At 49.5% G+C, this 21,960-nt stretch carries 17 protein-coding genes; 10 read left to right on the forward strand and 7 right to left on the reverse strand.

The window, feature by feature from the left end:
• Positions 1-464 precede the first annotated feature (464 nt).
• Positions 465-1,316 (forward strand): DMT family transporter, encoded by an 852-nt coding sequence (locus tag ACXAH1_RS21710; protein ID WP_475199586.1) that lies wholly within the window; start codon positions 465-467, stop codon positions 1,314-1,316.
• Here ACXAH1_RS21710 and ACXAH1_RS21715 read toward each other — a convergent pair.
• On the reverse strand, positions 1,313-1,768 hold the full coding sequence (locus tag ACXAH1_RS21715; protein ID WP_475199587.1) for a GNAT family N-acetyltransferase: 456 nt from the start codon (positions 1,766-1,768) through the stop codon (positions 1,313-1,315). The genes ACXAH1_RS21710 and ACXAH1_RS21715 overlap by 4 nt on opposite strands.
• A 202-nt stretch (positions 1,769-1,970) precedes the next feature.
• Between ACXAH1_RS21715 and ACXAH1_RS21720 the strand changes: the two genes are divergently transcribed.
• The 5 genes from ACXAH1_RS21720 to ACXAH1_RS21740 all read left to right on the forward strand — a co-directional run bounded on the left by ACXAH1_RS21720 (position 1,971) and on the right by ACXAH1_RS21740 (position 9,176).
• A complete protein-coding gene (locus ACXAH1_RS21720; RefSeq protein ID WP_475199590.1) occupies positions 1,971-3,227 on the forward strand; it encodes an efflux RND transporter periplasmic adaptor subunit in 1,257 nt (418 codons plus the stop codon).
• 34 nt (positions 3,228-3,261) lie between these two features.
• The gene (locus ACXAH1_RS21725; protein WP_054017043.1) at positions 3,262-3,969 is read left to right on the forward strand and encodes an ABC transporter ATP-binding protein; all 708 of its coding nucleotides are present in this window, start codon (positions 3,262-3,264) and stop codon (positions 3,967-3,969) included.
• 11 nt (positions 3,970-3,980) lie between these two features.
• Positions 3,981-6,392: an ABC transporter permease gene (locus tag ACXAH1_RS21730; RefSeq protein ID WP_475199593.1), complete on the forward strand. Its 2,412-nt coding sequence runs from the start codon at positions 3,981-3,983 to the stop codon at positions 6,390-6,392.
• Between the two features lie 82 nt (positions 6,393-6,474).
• Positions 6,475-7,848, forward strand: coding sequence for a sigma-54-dependent transcriptional regulator (locus tag ACXAH1_RS21735; protein ID WP_475199594.1), 1,374 nt, complete (start codon positions 6,475-6,477; stop codon positions 7,846-7,848).
• On the forward strand, positions 7,845-9,176 hold the full coding sequence (locus tag ACXAH1_RS21740; protein ID WP_475199595.1) for a sensor histidine kinase: 1,332 nt from the start codon (positions 7,845-7,847) through the stop codon (positions 9,174-9,176). Before ACXAH1_RS21735 ends, ACXAH1_RS21740 begins: the two co-directional genes overlap by 4 nt.
• 28 nt (positions 9,177-9,204) lie before the next feature.
• Here the strand turns inward: ACXAH1_RS21740 and ACXAH1_RS21745 are convergent, their stop codons facing one another.
• Entirely contained in the window at positions 9,205-10,428 is a 1,224-nt protein-coding gene (locus ACXAH1_RS21745; protein WP_475199597.1) for a DEAD/DEAH box helicase, read from the reverse strand.
• Between the two features lie 76 nt (positions 10,429-10,504).
• A complete protein-coding gene (locus ACXAH1_RS21750; RefSeq protein ID WP_138546336.1) occupies positions 10,505-10,975 on the reverse strand; it encodes a GNAT family N-acetyltransferase in 471 nt (156 codons plus the stop codon).
• 322 nt (positions 10,976-11,297) lie between these two features.
• Between ACXAH1_RS21750 and ACXAH1_RS21755 the strand changes: the two genes are divergently transcribed.
• Positions 11,298-12,572, forward strand: a complete 1,275-nt coding sequence (locus tag ACXAH1_RS21755; protein WP_475199598.1) for an aromatic amino acid transport family protein — start codon at positions 11,298-11,300, stop codon at positions 12,570-12,572.
• Between the two features lie 31 nt (positions 12,573-12,603).
• On the opposite strand, the gene ACXAH1_RS21760 is transcribed toward ACXAH1_RS21755, so the two are convergent.
• Together ACXAH1_RS21760 and ACXAH1_RS21765 are read right to left on the reverse strand one after the other, a co-directional pair.
• On the reverse strand, positions 12,604-13,536 hold the full coding sequence (locus ACXAH1_RS21760; RefSeq protein WP_138552934.1) for a GGDEF domain-containing response regulator: 933 nt from the start codon (positions 13,534-13,536) through the stop codon (positions 12,604-12,606).
• Positions 13,537-13,752: 216 nt separating this feature from the next.
• A complete protein-coding gene (locus ACXAH1_RS21765; RefSeq protein ID WP_475199601.1) occupies positions 13,753-14,559 on the reverse strand; it encodes a helix-turn-helix transcriptional regulator in 807 nt (268 codons plus the stop codon).
• A gap of 122 nt (positions 14,560-14,681) precedes the next feature.
• Between ACXAH1_RS21765 and ACXAH1_RS21770 the strand changes: the two genes are divergently transcribed.
• The 3 genes from ACXAH1_RS21770 (at position 14,682) to ACXAH1_RS21780 (ending at position 19,928) form a co-directional block, all read left to right on the forward strand.
• Positions 14,682-15,107 carry a hypothetical protein gene (locus ACXAH1_RS21770; RefSeq protein ID WP_475199603.1) on the forward strand — a complete coding sequence of 142 codons (426 nt, stop codon included), beginning with the start codon at positions 14,682-14,684 and terminating at the stop codon, positions 15,105-15,107.
• Positions 15,094-15,615 carry a GNAT family N-acetyltransferase gene (locus ACXAH1_RS21775; RefSeq protein ID WP_475199605.1) on the forward strand — a complete coding sequence of 174 codons (522 nt, stop codon included), beginning with the start codon at positions 15,094-15,096 and terminating at the stop codon, positions 15,613-15,615. The genes ACXAH1_RS21770 and ACXAH1_RS21775 overlap by 14 nt, the downstream gene beginning before the upstream one ends.
• 77 nt (positions 15,616-15,692) lie before the next feature.
• Complete coding sequence (locus ACXAH1_RS21780; protein ID WP_475199634.1) at positions 15,693-19,928, forward strand: DEAD/DEAH box helicase; 4,236 nt, start codon at positions 15,693-15,695, stop codon at positions 19,926-19,928.
• A 34-nt stretch (positions 19,929-19,962) separates the two neighbouring features.
• On the opposite strand, the gene ACXAH1_RS21785 is transcribed toward ACXAH1_RS21780, so the two are convergent.
• Together ACXAH1_RS21785 and ACXAH1_RS21790 are read right to left on the reverse strand one after the other, a co-directional pair.
• Complete coding sequence (locus tag ACXAH1_RS21785; RefSeq protein ID WP_138552929.1) at positions 19,963-20,448, reverse strand: hypothetical protein; 486 nt, start codon at positions 20,446-20,448, stop codon at positions 19,963-19,965.
• 10 nt (positions 20,449-20,458) lie between these two features.
• On the reverse strand, positions 20,459-21,838 hold the full coding sequence (locus ACXAH1_RS21790; protein WP_475199606.1) for a YHYH protein: 1,380 nt from the start codon (positions 21,836-21,838) through the stop codon (positions 20,459-20,461).
• Positions 21,839-21,960 lie beyond the last annotated feature (122 nt).

Genomic DNA, 21,960 nt, shown 5'->3' on the forward strand with positions numbered 1-21,960 from the left:
AGGTTACTGTAATGACAGCGCCTTATGCAACGAAGCCGTATTGCCTTTAATGGAACTGTGGGTGCACCTTTTCCTGCTGGAAGAAAACAATGGGACATCTGCAGCATAAAAACTATTTTTAGGGTTACAAGTGCAGAAAGCAGAAAATGCTGACAAAAAAAAGGCCGCATAAAGCGGCCTTAATACACATCATGGGTAATCATGAAGGGATAAATGTGAAAACAAGATCATTGTAACCCGGTGCTTATAAAATAAAATCATATTATAACGCGCTTTTAATTCGCTATTTTCGATGATTCAATCTTTACTTGCTCAAACAAGTTGCACCGAACTTAATCAAAGTTGCGTTAAGCGGCCGGCCAACACTCACCTAGTTTCTGTTATGCTCTGTTTTCATTAGATTAATCAACTCCCGCTGCGGTATGATCCCGTACATCTTGCTACTCTGAATAACTTACCTGAATATGTATCACTTGATTTTTATCACCCTGGTGTGGGCATTTTCATTCAGCCTGATCGGCGTCTATCTGGCAGGTTCCGTTGACTTGTGGTTTGCGGCACTAAGTCGTATTGCACTGGCGACTCTGGTTTTCTTGCCGTTTATTCGTTGGCAGCAAACTGCCCGCCCCGTCATGTTCAGATTAATGGCAATAGGCGCTATCCAGATAGGTGCTATGTATGGTTTTTACTACCATGCTTTTTTATTCCTGTCCGTGCCCGAAGTACTTTTATTTACCGTTATGACGCCGGTATACATCACTTTGCTCAATGATTTGTTTGCAAGACGTTTCAATGCCCGCTACCTAATGGTTGCACTGCTGGCCACACTTGGTGCTGTCGTGATCCGCCTCACAACGCCTAACCCTGACTTCTGGCTGGGCTTTATCATCGTTCAGGGCGCCAACCTGTGTTTTGCACTGGGTCAGGTTCTTTACAAGCGCCTTGCTGAGCAACACACGCTGGTGCACCATCAAAGTTTTGGTTTTTTCTTTATTGGCGCGTTACTCGTATCTTTGCTGAGTTTTGCTTTGTTTGGCGATCTGAACCGGCTGCCTGCAACCCCACAGCAATGGGGGATCCTGATTTACCTGGGCGTTATTGCATCTGCACTGGGCTATTTTGTCTGGAACAAAGGTGTCACTTTGGTATCAGTCGGGGCGCTGGCGGTAATGAACAATGTATTGATCCCAGCGGGGATCCTGGTAAATATCCTGATCTGGAACCGCACTGCGGATCTGGTCACTTTGGGACTGGGCAGTGCAATTATTTTTACGGCCTTAGGGCTCAATCAATACTTTGATACGCGCGCGCGTTAAAGCGCCTTGCGAAATCGGATCTGAACATCCAGCAATGTGTCTGTCGGCGTTGCTGGATGAGTCAGCTCTGCTATATGATAGTCATGGCTTACCAGCATCTGCATCATGGTTTTAAAACGATTCATCGTCTTAACTTCAATGTGACTGAAGCCCTGCGCACGGCACCAGTGCTCCTGCTCAAGCAATAGCGCGCGTGCCACTCCCTTGCCACGACAAGCTGGTATCACAGCCCCAAGCCAGCTATAAAACTGTTGCGCAGCCTGCTCATAACCGAGTTTATAGGCAACCGGCTGACCATCACAGCTGGCGATTAACGCCAGATATTTGCGCCCAGCCAGCCTCTGAAGGATATCCTCCCGAGTCTTGGGGTTTGAAAACTCAGGGATCTGCTGCTCAACCACCAGCATGTCTTCAATGCTACCCTGATGAATATGCCACTGAATTTCTCTCATAAGTTAACTCCTGTCTGCCTTGCCTGCCTCATCCCAGTTTTGGGACTGCCATCTCATTCTGACATCCCAAAAATGGGACTCAACTTCAGTGAAGTGATGCCGCACATTTACAATACCGCAAATAAGAGCATGATAATTATACACTTTATCTTTTGGCACAAAGCTTGATTATATGTGGCTAAGTTCAGACCGGAGTTTACCCATGGATATAGTTAAAAAGCAACGCAAAGCCTGGTACAAGCATAAAAGCACATTCATTGTCGCTGCACTATTTGGTTTTCTCACCCTGCTGTTCGTTATAAGCCAACAGCAGTTTAGCGCGCTCAGTGTCGAACGGGGCACCCTGCTCACAGCCATAGTGCAACGCGGAGAATTCAGTATAAAAGTTGCAGCCCCTGGTACGCTGGTGCCAGAAGATATTCGCTGGGTTGCAAGTAATGTAACCGGTAAAGTTGAGCGGATACTTGTAAAGCCAGGTGCAGAAGTTAACGCCGGGGACCTGATAGTCGAATTAAGTAACCCAGAGCTAAAACAACAATTGGATGAGTTAAACTGGGAATACACGGCACTGGAGGCTGAGCTCGAAGCACTCGCCGTCAGCCACCAATCGGAAAAGCTGGAAATGCAGGCACTATTGCTCAGAACGCAAATGCAATATGACAAAGCCAAACTACGTCTTGATGCAGAAGAAGATTTGATCAAACAAGGTAATGCAACGGTATCCAGGTTGGACTATGAAGACTCCAAATTAACCGTTACTCAGCTTGCACAAACACTCAGGATAGATAAAAATCGTCAGCTACAATTAGCAAAGAACCTTCAGGCCAGTTATAAAGCACGCAGAGCACGTCTGGCAAAACTGCATAAAGCCATTGAGCAAGCGCAGTTTCAGCTAACATCCTTACAGATCACAGCCCCGCTCAATGGTATCGTTCAGGCAATGCCTCTGGAGCTTGGCCAACGAGTGGCATTAGGTCAAAACATTGCCAAGTTTGCTCACGCTGATGAGCTCATAGCAGAGTTAAAAGTGCCACAGATCCAAGCTGCAAACATAGCACTGGGTCAGTCCGTTGAGATAGACACGCGCTTTAATACTATTACGGGCAAAGTCACACGTATTGACCCCGCTGTGGTTAACGGCACCGTACAGGTAGATGTTGAGCTGCTCGGTGATTTGCCAAATGAAGCCCGACCCGACTTATCCATTGATGGGGCGATTATCATTCGTCACTTAAATGATGCCCTGTACGTGAAGCGCCCGGCATTTTCACAACCTGATCAGACCATGAACATACTTAAACTGGATGCGGCGCAACAGTTTGCCAATAAAACCCAAGTACAGTTTGGCAAGGCTTCCAGCCTGGAAATAGAAATCTTAGCCGGGTTACAGGCAGGAGACACCATCATAGTGTCAGATCAGGAACAATTTGCACATCATAGCAGCATAGCGCTGCATTAGTTTACAAACCTTAAAAACAATCAGGAATCACCTCATGACAGCGCTTATTACACTGAAAAACTTGAAAAAAGTGTTCACTACAGAAGACGTTGAAACACATGCCCTAAGCGATATCAATCTAACTATAGAACAAGGCGAGTACGTATCCATATCTGGCCCATCTGGATGTGGAAAATCAACCTTACTGTCAATACTGGGCTTACTCGACAGCACCAGCTCAGGTAGCTATGAACTAAATGGTAAGCAGGTTACGGGCCTGAGCAATAAACAACGAGCTGCCATCCGCAATCAGGATATCGGCTTTGTTTTCCAGTCATTTAATCTTATCAGTGACCTGACCGTACTGGAAAACGTGGCGCTACCGCTTCGCTATCGCAAAACACTCAGCAGACAGGAACGCGAAACCATGGCGATGAATGCCCTGAAAAAAGTGGATATGGGACACAGGACTAGCCACTATCCTGGCCAGCTATCCGGTGGGCAGCAACAGAGGGTTGCGGTCGCACGAGCCATCGCCGGAGATCCGGCAATCATCCTTGCGGATGAACCAACCGGAAATCTGGACTCAAAAAATGCCGAGCTGGTTATGACGCTACTGGATAAACTGCACCACGAAGGCGCGACGATTTGTATGGTTACGCATGACCCCAGAGGCGCACAGCGTGCTGAGCGTATTATAGAAGTGTTTGACGGACGGATCATTTCTGATACCCGCGCCGCTCAAAACAGTGTCGTCGCTTAAGGATCAAGATAATGATTGAAGATATCCATTATACACTCAGACGCTTGCTCAAGGCCCCCCGATTTACAGCGCTGACCCTGTTTGTTATGACCACAGGCCTGGCATTGTGCATTTACATGTTCAGTTTTATCCAATCTACAATTCAGGCACCACTGCCCTTTAGCGGCGGCGAACGTATGGTGCGGATCACCATCAACAGCAATGGCACCATTTATGACGGGCCCTCTGTTAGACTGCATGAGTATCTGGAGCTCAAGCAACGCCTTACCACGGTAGATGCCGTCGACGCTTTTGCCATTCGCGGTGCTAACCTGAGTACAGGTGACCGGGCACTGCGCTACCGTGCTCACCTGGTTACCCCTGAGCTGTTTAGCCTCTCTGGAGGGCGTGCTGTTCTTGGTCGCTTACTCAGTGACGCAGACATGTTACCAGGCCAAGACAAAGTCGTGGTACTAGGGTATGCCCTGTGGCAAGAACTATTTGCAGGTGACGCAAACGTTGTTGGCAAAACACTGACCGTCAATGGTACTGCACATACGATCATAGGCGTATCTGAGCAGGGCTACCGCTTCCCGTCGGACGCAACTCTATACTTACCATTTTCACTCTCAACTCAGGGGGTCGCACGCAAAGACTCCCCCTATGTCGCCATGTATGCCAGACTTAAGCCGGGCACTGAGCGTGCCGAACTGGCTCAGGAAGTGGCACAATACTTCAATCAACTCAGACAGGCACATCCACAGCTCAATTCCAACGTACTGGGTCATGTCTGGACTTTTCAGGATGAACTGGTCGGCAGTGGCGGGACGCAAATTGTCGCTACTATGTATATCTCAGTCTTTATGATCCTGTTACTCGCATGTGTGAATGTGGGTAATCTGCTACTTTCCCGGGCACTGGAAAACACCAAAGAAACCGCAATCCGCAGTGCGCTGGGCGCACCACGGGCCACGCTGATTAAGCAAATGTTGATAGAAAGTACATTGATCTCTGTGCTCTCTGGCACATTCGCCATACTGCTGGCGGGATGGGGAGTGGAGGTGTCAGTTGACTACTTTGCCACAGCCATGCCTATTGAAATGCCTTACTGGTGGCATGCAAATTTTACCCAAAATAGTCTGTTAGTGGCGTTTGCTATTGTCATTGCAACTGCCCTGCTCACCGGATTGCTGCCAGCTTGGCGTGCCACCAGCACGGATATCAATACAGTATTACGAGATGGCACCCGAGGTGCGCAAGGCCAGAAAAATGCCCGTCTTAGTAAACTGATTGTCGCTCTGGAAGTTGCACTCTCCTGTGCCCTAATTATGGTCTCGGCGGCAATGGTTAATGGCATTGATACCATTAACAGGGCCGACTACGGTATGCGTACAACAAACTACATAACCGCGAGAATTCAGTTACCGGATCTGGGTTACGAAAGCGAAGAAAGTCGGCGACAGTATTTCTCAACGCTCAGTACCCTGATACTACAACAGAGCGAAATTGATCAGGTGACGATGGCCAGTTCAATGGCACACACCTGGGGGGCGTACAATAACTTTGCTATTGAGGGACAAGACTACGGCCGTATGGCGCAGTACCCGGCAGCGAACTTAAATGTGATCACAAATAATTTTTTCGAGATGCTGGATGTGACTTTACTTGCGGGACGTCGATTCAATAACCAGGACAACAAGGATGCCCCCAAGGTTGTTATCGTGACCCAATCATTTGCCAGTCAGTTTTTCCCTGCGGGCTCTGCACTGGGCAAACGGATCCGGTATGTTGAACAAGGTGATGACTGGTATACCATCGTAGGTGTCGTCAATGACGTGATACTGGGTCAACCGACTGGTAATAATTTAATTCGCACCACAACCTTCGTACCTTTCGAGCAGATGCCACGCAGTTATATGCATCTAGCCATACAAGGCAAAGGCAAGCAGGCCAGTATTCGCCAAGCGCTTGAACGCGCTGCACTCAAAGCGGACCCAAGCGTTCCCCCTTATCGTGTCATGTCCATAGAGCCTGCAGTGGCTGAACGCGTCGCCGGGATGAACTTTGTCAGTAAAGTATTCACTTTGTTTGCGCTCGCCTCAATGGTTATTGCCTTTAGCGGAATTTATGCGGTCATGGCCAATGCAATTGCACAAAAGCAACAAGAGGTCGGTGTTCGTCGTGCGTTAGGCGCCAGTGATAGCGAAATTCTGGTCCACTTTATCTGGCAAGGAAGTAAACAGCTGGGAGTTGGGTTGGTGTTTGGCTTACCAGCGGGGTTTGCTCTGGTCAATCTGATGACTCAGGCCGGCCTGGCCCAGAGCCACCCCCTCATCACCCTGGGGGTACCACTCTTAATTGCTACTGTCATCCTCGCTGCCATTATGGTTCCCGTCAGCGCTGCATTAAGGCTTGAGCCGGCCGCGGCTCTGCGTGACGAATAGCGTTACAGCGGCCCACTGTGCTTGTGGGCCGAATTCAAACACTCTACACTAACCTGGATTAATAAGAATTAAAGAAGAACCTATGTCACATATACTGATCTGCGATGATGATCGCAGCATCATTAGCGCCTTGCGTCTGTTTTTACGAAGTGAAGGCTTTGAGGTCAGCACCGCCAGCTCACCGTCAGAAGCCGAATATTTTATTAAGTCACAGCGCATTGATCTTGCACTGATCGATCTTAACTATGGTGCCGATACCACTTCAGGGCAGGAAGGCATAGCCCTGACACAGCGCCTGCACGAGCTCGACGATACCCTGGCCATCGTTTGCATGACCGGCTGGGCCAGTATTGAAATCGCCGTTGAAGTGATGAAAGCCGGTGCCGGGGATTTTGTTCAAAAGCCCTGGGAAAATGAACGGCTACACAGCATTATTGTAAACCAGCTTAAACTGCGTGCTGAGCGCCACCAGAACCAGCTCCTAAGTGCTGAAAATGCCAGCCTGAAAGCATCTCTGGCTGACAGCCAGCCCCCTCTGATAACTCATTCTGCCGCCATGCAAAAGTTGATGGCTCAGATTGAGCAAGTTGCCAGAACTGATATAAACATACTAGTCACCGGCCCCAATGGTACCGGAAAGAGCCTGCTCGCCAGACACATTCATGCAATGAGCACTCGCAGTGAACATCGCTTTGTCTCTCTGAATATGGGTGCCGTCAGCGAGTCCCTGTTTGAATCCGAGCTATTTGGTCACGTAAAAGGCGCATTTACCGATGCCAAATCACAACGAATAGGACGGGTTGAGCTGGCGCGTGAGGGCACCTTGTTTCTAGATGAAATTGGCAATATTCCTCTATCACAGCAAGCCAAGCTATTACGCTTACTGGAAGAGCGCCAATTTGAAAGACTGGGCAGCAGTAAAACCCAGGAGGCTGATTTCAGATTGATTAGCGCCACCAACGCAGATCTCGCACACATGGTGCAGTCACAGCGTTTTCGCCAGGACCTGTTCTATCGCCTCAACACCTTTGTTATTGACCTGCCACCTTTATGCCAGAGACAGGAAGATATTCAACCTATGGCAAATGCATTTATCGAACAGGCTGCCAGGCGCTTACAAAAGCACGCGCCAGAACTCAGTCAGGAGGCCGTTTTTACACTGATGACTTACCCATGGCCTGGCAACATCAGAGAGCTGGCACACACGATGGAAAGAGCAACGCTGCTGGCAGCAAATAAAATCACCACAGAACACCTGATGCTAACCCCCTCACAACCACATGTTCCCCCGACAGTGCATGACTCTGAGCCGCCAGAGGGAACACTGGACGAAATAGAAAAAAGGGTGATTGAACGCAGACTGATGGACCACAAAGGCAATGCGCTGGCCGCAGCTAAGTCCCTAGGACTAAGCCGCAGTGCATTTTATCGCCGGTTAGAGAAATATCAATTATGACAACGCGCCTGAGTTTTGAATGCAAACAACTCATTTATGTTTCCTTAGCACTACTGCCCAGCTGGCTCACAGCGCTGATTTTTGTTTCTTTGAGTGATATCAGCCTGTACCTCAAAGCACTGATTGTTCTGCTGCTAAGCTGTGGGATTCTGGCCTCGTTATACAAAATTCATGACAAACTCAGCGAGCAGTTTATCTCATTTGGTAATCTGATCGAAGCTCTCAACCATGGCGATTTTACACTGCGCGCCAAATCAGCCAACGCAACAGGCCCGCAAGCGCTACTGATAAGTCAAATTAATCAGCTTTGCGACAGCCTGGCTTCCGCCCGCTTCGACTACAAAGAACATCAACTGCTGATGGCAAAGCTCCTCAAACAAGTTGATGCTGTGATCATTGCGACCGACTCTGACAACAGAATCACCATGGCAAACCCAGCAGCTGAACGTTTGCTAGCCCAGTCGCAATCACGGCTGTGCGGACAAACACTGACGGCTTTGCAGCTCGCGCCGCTGGACAGCGCCTGCAACCACGATCTGGTCACCCTGACCTTGCGCCAGCAGCCAACTCGCTGGCATTTATTCAAAGACTCCTTCAGGGAACAAGCCAGACAACATACTTTGTATATTCTGTCTGATCTTGAGCTGGTGATCAGTCGTCAGGAACACAAAGCATGGCAGGATTTGGTTCGAGTACTCAGCCATGAGGTTAATAATTCTTTGGCACCCATCAATAGTTTGTCTGCCACTTTAACTAAGCTGGTCAGCCAACTCTCAGCCCCCCAAGAGGACAAGCAGGATCTCCACGAAGGACTCGCGATTATCGCTGAACGCGCAAGACGGTTACACAGCTTTATAAGTGGATACAAGGCATTGAGTCAGCTTCCGGCACCACAACGTGTGCCCTGTGTGCTAAACGAGATGTTAAATGGGGTGATCGCTTTAATCGGCCATCCAGTGCAATTCAAGGCGCAGCCATTGCCCACGCTGATGTTAGATCAGACCCAGTTGGAACAGTGTTTGATCAATTTGTTTAAAAATGCCGTCGAAGCCGCCCCTGATAAGCCCATCGACTGCCAACTTTTGCATACTCACAATAGCGTGACCATACAGATACGTGATTTAGGTCCTGGTATCCAAAACCCAGACAACCTGTTTATTCCTCTTTACACCACAAAAGAGCATGGAACAGGCGTGGGACTGGCCCTTGCACGACAGATTGTACAAAACCATGGCGGGCAGTTATCGCTGTCCAATTACCAGCAGTCTGAAGAGGTAAGTGGATGCCAAGTTGAACTAAGATTACCCTTAGCTCAACCAAAAAATTAGTGTGCCATTACTATAATTATCTGAGCAATTAACGCCGACGCTTACCACGCTGACCCAGTACGCGCTTTTTATCACGTTGACGGCGAGATTTGGCTGAGTTTTGCCGCTCATTTTTAGGCTCACGGGTCAGATCAGGTTCATAACCGCTTAACCACTGAGGCGTGAGGCGCTCATCCAGCAGCACTTCAATCTCTTCCAGTAACCATTGCTCATCAATGCTGACCAATGAAATCGCTGTGCCCGCTTCTCCTGCCCTGCCAGTACGACCTATACGGTGTACATAGTCTTCAGCCACGTAAGGTAGCTCCGCATTGATAACGTAGTTCAGTTGCTGAATATCAATACCACGCGCCGCCACATCGGTTGCAACCAGTACTCTAATTTCGCCGTCTTTAAATTGTGCAAGCGCTTTATTCCGGGCCCCCTGAGACTTATCGCCGTGGATAGACTGCGTCTTCAGACCATCCTTATTTAACTCTTTTGCGTAGTCATCAGCTTGCTTTTTGGTGCGTGTAAAAATGAGCACCTGATGCCAGTTTTTCTTTCCAATAAGGTGGGCGATCAGCTCACGTTTGCGCTCTTCATCCACCGCATAGAAGATTTGCTCGACCTTAGCTGCGGTTTGGTTCTGAACTTCTATGCCTATTCGTTTGGGTTCTTTCAACCAATCTTTGACCTGATTAAAAATGGCCTCATCAACCGTCGCTGAAAACAGTAAAGTTTGCCTCTCAGATGGCATCTTGCGCATAATACGGCGTATTTCACCCATAAACCCCATATCAAGCATTCGATCCGCTTCGTCGAATACCAGATATTCTATAGCTGATAGCGTCAATGTTCCTTTGATCAAATGATCCAACAGCCGTCCGGGTGTGGCAACCACAATATCAGCCCCCTCTCTCAGGGCTTTCTCCTGAGGCCCAATGTTGGCTCCACCATGCAGACAAACAGTCACCAAGTCACTATGAGCCGCATAAGCACTGGCATGCTGTGCCACTTGCTGAGCGAGTTCACGAGTAGGGGCCAGTACCAAAGCGCGGACACCTTTAGCCGGTTTGCTTATCAGCTGTGTCATTATAGGCAACATAAACGCCGCGGTTTTACCGGTACCCGTTTGTGCACATGCCAGCAAGTCGTGACCTGCCAAAACTAAGGGAATACTTTTTGCCTGAATAGGCGTCGGCTCGATAAAGTCGAGCGCCGCAAGCCCGTCTAAAAGGGTCGGCGCTATGGCGAGAGATTCAAAGGACATAATTGTGTAAAGCTCAAAAAATTCGTCGCGGGAGTATAGCAAAAATGTGACTCAACGCCCGCAAAGAAAAGCGCACTTATGAAAGATGCAATTCCATATATACGCTCAACGGATCGGGCTCATAACTGCCAAACGCCTCACATTGAATAAAGCCCAATGACGTATAAAGTCCTATGGCTTCAGTTTGCCTGATCCCAGTTTCAAGCCTGAGTATTTTGAATCCACACTGTCTGGCATACCCAATGAGTGACTGCATAATCTGTTTGGACACACCTAAACCTCGATATGGCGGCTGCACATACACCCGTTTGAGCTCCCCATAACACGCCAGTTCACCAGCCTCATCGGTTTTTGGCACCAATGCCCCACAACCCATCAGCGCTTGTTCTGTTCTGGCCCCAACAAAATAGACATCCGGAGCAGCTAGCTCATCCGCAGGGATCAGCTGGTTACTGCTTGGTGGGTACAATGTATTCATCAACGCATCTATGTCTCTCAGTAACTGCGACACTTCCGGGTGATGCGGATCAAGATTAATTATTTCCATAGCGTGATTTACCTTGCTAGCCCAATCAGATTAACTGCACGACGCATGACGGTATTTGATAACTGGGCATGATATAGAGACTAAAATACTATGTTCTGTATTATGATACTAGCTTATTTTCCGACCCCAATCGTACCTTTTAAAGTTACAAAGTCAAATGCCGTGGTGGTATCTGTCGTTACCCCGGGCCATATGGCCAGTATTTAACCATCCCTGCTGAGTATTTGCTCACATACAGACTGAGTACCGATGAAAACATGCATATCTGCCGTATTTTTTATATCATCCGCGCGCATATAATTCTAATCATAGGACAACAAGTATGAGTAATACCCCAGAAGGGCTCTCTGCAGCAGCACTCGCTGACGGGGAGAGCCAAAGCAGTCGGGGTCGCTGGACACAGCATGACACCAACTGGGTTCTGAGCCTGTTTGGTACCGCTGTCGGCGCCGGTATTTTATTTCTGCCTATCAATATAGGTATCGGTGGGTTCTGGCCACTAATGATCATGGCAATACTGGCCTTTCCCATGACCTACCTGGCTCACCGAGGACTGGCACGGTTCGTTCTGTCTTCCGGGCATAAAGATAGTGATTTTACCGACGTCGTTGAAGAGCATTTTGGCGCAGCATCTGGCCGCTTAATCTCACTGCTGTACTTCTTTTCAATCTTCCCAATTCTGTTGATTTATGGTGTTGGTCTGACCAACACCGTAGACAGCTTCATGGTGAATCAGCTGGAGATGGCATCGCCTCCCAGAGTGTTACTTTCCGGCTTGCTGGTTGCGGGCATGATTGCCATTATGCTGGGCGGGGAAAAGCTGTTACTACGTGCATTTGCCTTACTGGTCTACCCACTGGTTGCCATCCTGCTTATGCTGTCACTGTATCTGATCCCACACTGGCAAGCACCCGTTGTGGCAACGCCGGACATCGCCACCCTGAGTGAAACGCTGTGGTTGTCTGTACCAATAATTGTCTTTTCATTCAGCCATGCTGCGGCCATTTCAAGCTTTGCCAATGCCCAGCGCCGTCATTATGCACACAATACCACACACAAAGCTGAAGCCATTTTGCGTAATACTTCGCTCATGCTGATTGTCTTCGTGCTGCTCTTTGTCTTTTCGTGTGTATTGTCACTGAGCCCCGAGCAAATGCGCGAAGCCAAAGAAGCCAACGTGTCTGTTTTATCTTATCTTGCCAATGTGTATGACAATCCGTTTATTGCCATGCTGGGTCCACTGGTCGCCTTTATTGCCATAACTTCATCCTTCCTTGGTCACTTTCTGGGAGCACGCGAGAGCTTTAACGGTCTGCTGAGCAAGCAGTCATCTTTATCTGTGGGTTTAATAGATAAACTGGGTGTGGGCCTGATGTTTATCGCCATTTGGGTATGTGCGGTAATGAACCCCAGTATTCTGGATATGATGGGTGCCATCTCAGGCCCCATTATTGCCATGATCCTCTTTATCATGCCAACCATTGCCATTTTTAAGGTACCGACACTACAAAAATACCGCCACCATCTTGGCACCTATTTTATCCTGATAGTCGGCCTCTTAGCTGTCTCTGCACTGCTGTACAACATGGCAGGTTAAGCCCTGGTACTAGCAGTCAATTGAAAAGGGCCTAAGCGCCCTTTTTTTCTGCCACACAGGCCTGATTTCGACCCTGGTGTTTTGCGTTGTAGAGCGCTTCATCCGCCGCAGCAATCAGCTGCGCCAGATCCTGATAGTGTTCACCCCGATTATTACTCGCAACACCCGCACTGATAGTAACCACCCCAAACTCCGAATCTTCATGGACAATGTCCAGCGCTTTGACCGCATCAACAAATTGATCGGCAAGCTGTTTCGCCCCGTCAGGCTCTGTGTCTGGTAGTAAGATGGCAAACTCCTCACCACCGTAGCGATATACCCCATCCATTGGTCTGCGTATCTGGCCATCGATCGCACTGGCAACAGCCTTAAGTGCATCGTCGCCATTCAAGTGACCATAGCGGTCATTGAATTTTTTAAAGTGATCAATATCCAGCATCACCACTGAGCAGGTATGCTGCTGACGAACGCTCTGTTTGAACTGACGCGCTCCTTCCATATCAAAAAAGCGCCGGTTGAATACTTTTGTCAGGCCATCGTAATACGAATAGCGCTTGAGCGTATCGGCCTGCTGTTTGTATTTTAAATGAGTTTTAACCCTGTTGATCAGAGTCTTGGCTACGATGGGTTTAGGAATGAAGTCAACCGCGCCGGCATCCCAGCACAAGTCCTGTTGTTGTTCACTGATATTGGAGGTCACAAAAATAATGGGAATATCAGACAGCCCCTCCATTTCCTGTAGCTGTTTGCAGGCCTCTACTCCAGACATACCTTCCAATACCCAGTCCATCAGGATCAGGTCTGGCGGTGTAGCACGGCAAAATTCAATCGCCTTTTCGCCAGATGTCACCATATGTACCGAACAAATCCCCTCTAAAAAGCACGAGATGACTTTTTGCGTCAGCATTGAGTCTTCAACAATCAACACCAGACTCTCGCTCAGGTCTTCAATTTCCTTAAACAAAGTGCATTTACCTATTACTGTGATTCTTCGGCTCAACCTAGACCGGTTTTTTTCGGTCCCGATTGCAATTATAGCAGGCGCACAAATAAATACCCGTTAACATGTTATGACTAACTTATCATGCATCTGTGCTTTATGAAATGGATTAGAAGCTTAAGATCAGTAATTTAACCCTCTCATGACTGTGTGCTTTTTACACACAAGCGGTACATATCATTAACGCGCTTGTTTCAGACTATGCTGCCTGCGCCACAGCGCAGGCGTCACCCCATAGGCAGCCTTAAACTGGCGAATAAAATGAGTGGTGTCTGACCAACCAAGCTCTTCAACCAAGGTCGCAATCGGTGTATGCGTATGCATGAGGCGATTACAGGCTTCACCAAGGCGCTTTTTTGTGAGCCATTGACCGACTGAGTAACCCGTTTCTCGTTTAAATAGAGTGGCCAGATAAGGGGCACTCACGAACACCGCGTCGGCCACCCCCTGCAAAGAAACCGGCTGCAACCCCTGACTCTCTATGTAGGACAGTGCCGCGACCACTTTAGGATGCATGCCCGCACGCCAGCTAACGGGTTGTTGCGCCAGTGACACTTCGTGCAGCAGCAAAAATACAAAGCTCTTCATGACCTCCAGTGGTAATGTCTGCTGCAACGCCAGTTCAAACTCCTGATATAAAGTCTGAACAAATTCGACGCGCTCACCTGACAAGGTCAATGCAGGTAAAGCACCCAGGCGCACCTGCTGGAAAGGTTGCAATAAAGCGGCATCGGGTTCAAGCCCCAGACAGTCAGGGCAAAAGCTCATCCAGTGAACATGTAAGTCGGACCCCGACAATAAAGTATGTGGCATCCCGCCGGGCACCAGCACAAACATGCCCTGCGTGGCGGTAAAAGTCTCCCCATGTAGCATATCCAGTGAGCCTGAACGAATAAAACTTAAAACACTCTCGCTGTGTGTACCATGCGGCTCTTGTGCCAGTCTGGCCACTTTCATCTGACCACAGGCTACAACATGATTGGTCATCTTATTTCACCCGCAATCTTAAAATAAGCCGATTAAATCAAAAACCCAACAATAACACCAGTCAGCTTTATTGAGAATAATAGACACAGATAAAACAATACACCGATTTTAAGGAGACACGCATGACTTTATCACTCGTTTTGATGGGGCTGTCCATTCATGTCCTTGTGTGGGAGAAGCTACCCGAATGGGGTATCTGGTTTAACGCTCTGGTGGCGCGTTTGCCGGCCCCACTGGCCTATTTATATTCAGCCTGGCACTGCCCGTATTGTTTTGGCTTCTGGGCGGCTTTAACCCTACAACTGCTCACTGGAGTCTATACTTTGCCTGAACTTACCACCTTAACAGAGACATTTGGTCTGGCTGGTACAATGATCGGGATGGGTCTGGATGCGCTGGTCACAGCGTTACTGATCATGATTGGCAGCCTGGCTCTGAAAGCACTCGCATTACCGGCAATAAAAGGCCACGAGCTCACTCAGGCATTTAAAGCAGGCATGTCAGAAGCGCAAGTCAACACAAAGGAGCAAGCTCATGACAAAGCTTGAATTCAGTACGGCCAGGTTAGAGGTCATCCCCGCATCCTTACTGGTCAACGAGCTCAGCCCGGCACAGTCAAACCAGCTAATACACTTGCTGACACCGAATACGGTGCACTTTTTACCCGAAGACTGGCAACACTGCCCACAATCTCCGGCTCAGCTTATTGATTGGATAAAGGACAAACTCACACACTGTGACCTGTTGCTGGTGCGAGATAAACAAGCACAGTGCCTCGGCCTGACAATGTTGTACTTTTCAACCAAAACCATACAACTTGGCTATTTAATAGGCGAAGCACACTGGGGTCAGGGTTATGCCAGTGAGCTACTACAGGGACTGGTGACTCATCTGCGAGAAATCCAGCCTGATGCCATACTCAATGCCGGCGTTGCAGCAGACAACCCCGCTTCAATAAAAGTGCTGGAAAAAGCGGGCTTTGTACTTTGCCAGGCTCAGTCTCAAAACAGCAGCTCGCAGCTGTATTATACTTTCTCTGTGGCTGGTTTGACTTGAGCGCGTACCTCGCATCTGCTACTTTGCTTCGCAATTAACAACAACTTGCGGAGCACGGCCTGGTTAGGTCCATGAGCATGCACTATACCCCTTTCAGTCAGACACAAATAACAGAACTCCTGACACGCTACGCGCAGCTGCCTAAAGAACAACAGATCATGCTGGAGGTCCTGGCATTGATCGGCAAACCCGTCGCAATAAGTAGACTAAAACGTTTGCTAAAGTTATTGGTTGAAGCACAGGTTCACGACTTAGCCGCGCTCAGTCAGGGTATGCTGCCAGAACAAAGAACCGCTCTGGCAGAAGCCGGGTTGTTGATCAGCAATCAAAAGGGCCTCAGGGTGCAGCCGCTCATTGAAGCCTCTTTGTGTCACAACGCGTTGCGTGAAGATCGCTTTATGAGCACTTTGAATTACGCCGAACAAATCGTGCCTATAATCAACCTGTACGAATGGGAACGTGATTTTTCGGACGAACAGCGTTTTATCCGCGACCTGCTCATGCTTGGCCAATATGACAAAGCCGCGGACCTGTTGTCGTTTCACAAGAATCCGCAATATTTGGATCATTACACCAACCAGGTGTTAGTCGATTCGCTGTTTTTTCCGGCAGACGCCGACCGTCTGGCTGAGCTACCGCCGCTGTTACTATATCAGGCGTGTGCCACATTAGTTCATTCCTTACGAAGTGACTGTCAGAATAATTTTGCCGCGCTCAAGCTGATAGAGCAGCTTTGTCAGCGTCAGCCTGACAATCAGCTGCTGCACTGCTTACTGGCCGAGCAATACCTGTATCGCGCACAGTTGGATCAATGTATCGCCAGTCTTGGCAACGACACCAGCTGCTATGCATTGCAGTTACGTGCAATTGTGGCCATGTGCTCTGGCGAGCAGCAAACCGCACACGCATTATTTGAACAAGCCATCGTGGCCAAAAACAAACTGGCCCGACGCAAACAGCAATATCTGGGTGGCCTGCCTGGCCTGTTTCATAAACTGACCATTCTGGTCGAGGCCTGTCAGGGTCAGCCCCAGCTATTTAAAACAGTGCGCCAGTTGGTTCGGGCTGAAGCTGCGGATAAGAAAGCACCCACATTTAACTACGCCATTCTGAACTTACTAGAGTATCTTACCGAATGTCTCAATGACGCTCAGACATTCAGTGAACAATATCAAGATTATGAAGTACTCAGGAATACGCAGCCCTTTGATTTTGCCCTGCTGCAGTTACTGATTGCCCTTGCTACACACTGGACGGGTGCCCGCGCACAAGCAGCCAGGCTAAATCGCCTCAGCGAGGCCTGTACGACTTTCAGCACAATGCAGCAACCTTTGTTTGCCTGTATGGGGGCGGATCTTTTGCTGCTCCATCAGGCTCCGGTCCCCAGCATACCTCAGCGATTGGTGCTCAACTTTGCCAATCTGATAGAACAAAAAAGCGGCTGGGAACTGGCTCTGGAAAAGCTGCAAAACCTGGCACCAAATCACGCAGCCACTGAGGATAAATCACCACAGAGCCATCGACTCATCTGGCAGCTTGAGCAATCACGATTTGACCTCACCCTGAAGCCTCGGGAACAAAAACTGGGGAAACAAGGCTGGAGTAAGGGCCGCAATGTCGCGCTGAAAAGGTTAATCGACGAGCCCGAAAGCTTTGAATACCTGAGCGACAAGGATAAAGAGATCATCGCGGCCATTCGGGTATATGAAAACCACAGCTACTATGGTGGACGCACATTTGAGCTCGAAGGCGCAAGTGCGCTAAGCGCAGCGGCGGGCGCTCAAAACCTGTATCTGGGCGAGGATTTAAATACAGAAATTGAACTGACTGAATATCCGGCTGAGCTTCAGATCCGCGATAACGGCGATGAGCTGATGATGTCGATCCCTAACCTGCCTCAAGGAATAGACTACCGAATGCAGCTGGATGAGCATGCCAGACAGGACGAATACGCCTTCTATTCACTTCAGGGGCATCGCTATGGGTTTACCCTGTTCACACGTCAGCACCTACAAGTGGCAGAGATCATCGGTGAGAGCGGGTTGGTGGTACCCAAAGCCGCCAAACCCAAGCTGCTCGAAAGTATCACAGCCATTGCCCCTTTACTGAATATTCAATCCGATCTCGAAGGGGTAGAAACCGGACTAAGCACAGTGGAACCAGCCGAAGAGCTGGTGGTCAACATCACCCCCTATCAGGGCGGTTTGGAGTTTCATTGTGTCAGTATGCCATTTGGCGACCAGGGTCCGATGTTGCATCCAGGCATTGGCAGTCCTAATTTGACAACAGAAATTGATAACAAACGGGTAGCCACTCAGCGCAACTTAGCCCGGGAGCAATGCTGGCTGGAGTTGCTGGATGAACACTGCCCGGCATTCCTGGCTATGTCTGACAATAGACTGCAACTGGACGACCTGGAAATGGCGCTGGAAGCCCTGGAGCAGCTCGAGCAATGTATTGCAAAACCTGTGAATGAATTGACATTAAGACTGCGCTGGCCAAGAGGGAAGAAATTCCGTCTCAGCAAACCACTTGAGTCCCAGCATCTTGCCCTGGCCATGAGCAAACAAAATCAGTGGTTTGACGTGACCGGAGAGCTGCAGGTCGATGATGCACAGGTCATTGAGCTGAAAAAGCTGTTAAGTTTGATGGTCACCAGCCATGGCCGCTTTGTCAGCCTGGACGGTGAACAAATTTTGGCACTGTCTCAAGACTTGCGTAATCAACTCGCCCAGCTTGATACGGTGACCGATGAGGGTCAATTCCACCCGCTTGCCAGTGGTCAGGTGGCTGAAGCCACCGCAGGCATGCGCATGAAAACCCTGCCAGCCTGGGAAGAGCAAAGCAAAAAGATGTACCAGGCCAATGCACTGACACTCAGCGTTCCTCCCACCTTGCAGGCGCAACTGCGCGATTACCAGCTGGCAGGATTCGATTGGGCGATGCGCCTGGCCCACTGGGGCGCCGGAGCCTGCCTGGCCGATGACATGGGACTGGGCAAAACCTTACAGGCTCTGGCCGTGATCCTGGCACGCGCCAGTGAAGGGCCAACCCTGATCATCGCACCAACTTCTGTGTGTTTTAACTGGCAACAGGAAGCGAGTAAGTTTGCACCAGCTTTAAACATGATGCTGTTTAGCGATCATAGCAGTGCGCAAGAGCGTGAGCAGCTGTTGACCCAGGCAGGCCCATTTGATTGCGTAGTGATCAGTTATGGTCTGTTGCAGCGTCAGGCTGAACTGTTAAAAGCCAAGCAATGGCATACCATCATCGCCGATGAGGCGCAGGCGCTGAAAAACCCGCTGGCCAAACGCACTGTGGCAGCTTGTGCTCTCAAGGGCGAATTTAAGATGATCACCACAGGCACCCCAATAGAAAACAACCTGACCGAATTATGGTCACTGTTTCGTTTCATAAACCCCGGATTACTCGGTAATCTGAAGCGCTTTAATGCCCGCTTTTCACAGCCCATGGAAAATGCCGAACAAGACAAGCTCGCGGCACATAAAGCGCGTCAAAGCCTAAAACAGTTGGTGAAGCCCTTTATTCTGCGGCGCCTGAAAAGCCAGGTTCTCACTGAGCTGCCGGAGAAAACCGAAATCAACCTGACTGTCTCGCTCAGCGATGATGAGATGAATTTTTATGAAGCGCTGCGACAGCATGCCATCGATCAGATCACCGAATCTGCCAGCACCAGCTCAGCAGCGGAACAGCGAATAAAAATGCTGGCAGAGCTGACTAAACTCCGCCAGGCCTGCTGTCACCCTAAACTGGTCATGGCAGAAAGCACATTGCCCAGCAGTAAGCTGGATGCCCTGGGTGAGCTGCTCGATGAATTACGGCAAAATAACCATAAGGCGCTCATTTTCAGCCAGTTTGTGGGCCACCTTCAGATCATTAAAACACTCCTTGAGAAACGTGCAATAGCCTACCAGTATCTGGATGGTAGTACACCTGCCACACAACGTCAGGAGCGCGTTAATGCGTTTCAGCGTGGCAATGGCGAAGTATTTTTGATCAGCCTAAAAGCCGGTGGCTCGGGCTTGAACCTCACCGCTGCCGACTATGTGATCCATATGGATCCCTGGTGGAACCCGGCTGTCGAAGCACAGGCCTCTGACAGGGCTCATCGCATGGGTCAGCAACGTCCGGTGACTATCTATCGCCTCATCGCCAAGAACACCATAGAAGAGAAAATAGTCGCACTGCACCAGCACAAACGAGACCTGGCGGATCAATTGCTGGCAGGTAACGAGCAGGCTGGCAAGCTGTCGGTCGAGGATATGCTTAACTTACTCAAAGAGACCTTTTAAAGGCTGGCCACAACACAGTGGCCAGCGCTGCGTATTAATGGTGGTGATGGCTGAGCAATGGCTGAGAAGAAAACTGGTGCAATACCAAATCAGGCTCAGCCAAATTAACAAACACCGACCCCATGACGGTATTGCCTTTCCAGGTCCAGTTCTCGTGCTGATGGCTGTTTAGCGATACCGCAATCTGATTGACCCCTTCCTGAAACCAGCTGGCCGGCAAGTGTACATCTTGACCATAGACACGCATTTTTTTCTCCCCATTGATAAACAGATGAGCATGACCGGTCAGAGTTTGCTGTTTACGCTCCGCCTCGGCAGGCGAATTTAGCACGTAGTTAGCAATGCCAATTGTCAGATTCAGACCATCTGTTTGGTCACGCACAACCGTCAAAGATACCCTGGGTAACTGGCTTTGCTGCTTAATTTCCAGGCTTTTATGTTGGTGAATGGCAGTATCAGCTAACGCTACCGTGCTGCTAACACACAGGCATGCAGCAATGATCAGTGCGAATATTTTCATTGATTTGCCCCTATCCCCGACCCGGACCACCAGGTAGTCTGCCACCGCAACTGGTTAGCGCATTACTTTGCAGCTCTCCGGCAAATCTATCGCCTACCGTATAGGGAAATGCCGGTATCAGTTTGCCATTCTCTTCGCTGGCTGTGACGTGATAGTGATAGCCACGCTCAGCATCACTGTGGCCATTGTATTGGTCCAGATAATTACCGCCCTGAGCAGTCAACGCTGTATTCCAATAGAAATCTTCTTTAAAGTAGCCGTTTTCAGCAACTAGCTCATTGTTGGAAAGCGTGCGCACCACAGCAGAAAAACCGGGTCCGCTGGAAACAGTACGGGTGCCCTGGCTGACATCATATTGGTCATTCAGCACACAGCTTCGGGCACCGTCGCTGCATCCCGTCGCTTCACTGGCGCTATAGTCCCGGACTTCCCAACTACTGATTGCCAGTTGCCCTTGCGCCTCCCAGGGGCCATAAATCGCATACCCATCCGCTGCATAACCATAAATAGGAGAGTGACCCATACCTGTGTCACCTACCATATCAGCCAGACACGACGAGTAATAGTGGTGGTGATAGTCACCCTGTGCAGCATGGCCGCCGCACACATCAACATCATATTGCTCTGCAACCGGTGCCAGTGTCTGCCATACTCCTTCGTTGTTATAGCTCTGTCCATCCCCCCAGTTATACACAGAGGTCCCGTTAACCCAAAAACCTACCGACCCTAAGCCCGTCTCGCAGGTTTCGCTGCTCAGTGTTGGCTGGTTTGGAAAGGTACCCGTTTTGTCCATCACTTCAGGGCATACCGGACCCGGCGGCCAGTAACCCTGTCCCGCGTCTAATGCACAACTGTTGTTGCTGTTGTACCCTATATCCTGACCAAACTCTACCACATCGCCAATCGCCACATCGGGCGAACCTGTGGCAAAATCGGAATTGGCTCTGGGCCGTGAAGACAAGCTTGTCAATACCGCTTCGTCGATGACAACCTGGTAATCCGGCATACCAGACGCCATAACCACGGTATAACCTTGGCCCGACTGCTCAATGGCGCTGACAACCTGCACGTTAACCTGCGCAGGCTGTCCCGAATCATCCAGCATAACTGCGGCTGATTCTGCCTCTGAGCTCAGGATCCAGCCAGGTAGCGTGTTTGTTTCATCTGGGTTGTTTGATACTTGATCACTGGTATCACTCGGATCAGACCCGCTATCATCGCCATTTGACTCTGTACTGTCATTACTCTGGTTCGTTGTGCTCTGGTCAGTAGCCGCTGACTGCGTATTCTGGCTTTCTCCTGAGCCACAGGCACTGAGCACGGTGGCGCTCATCATAAGTGCCAATATTTTAAGTGTGCCTGGGTAGCTGAATTCGTTCGTTAACTTCATTGCCTGTCTCCGTTGCTGTTCGGCCTGACTTACACACTAGCGAAACAATGTGCAAAGAGATGGCAAACAATGTGCAAATAGTGTGTAGCACTCAACACCCCCAGATGACATCATTTTAAAAC

It is taken from the genome of Pseudoalteromonas sp. AWH4_217 (genome assembly GCF_056161105.1).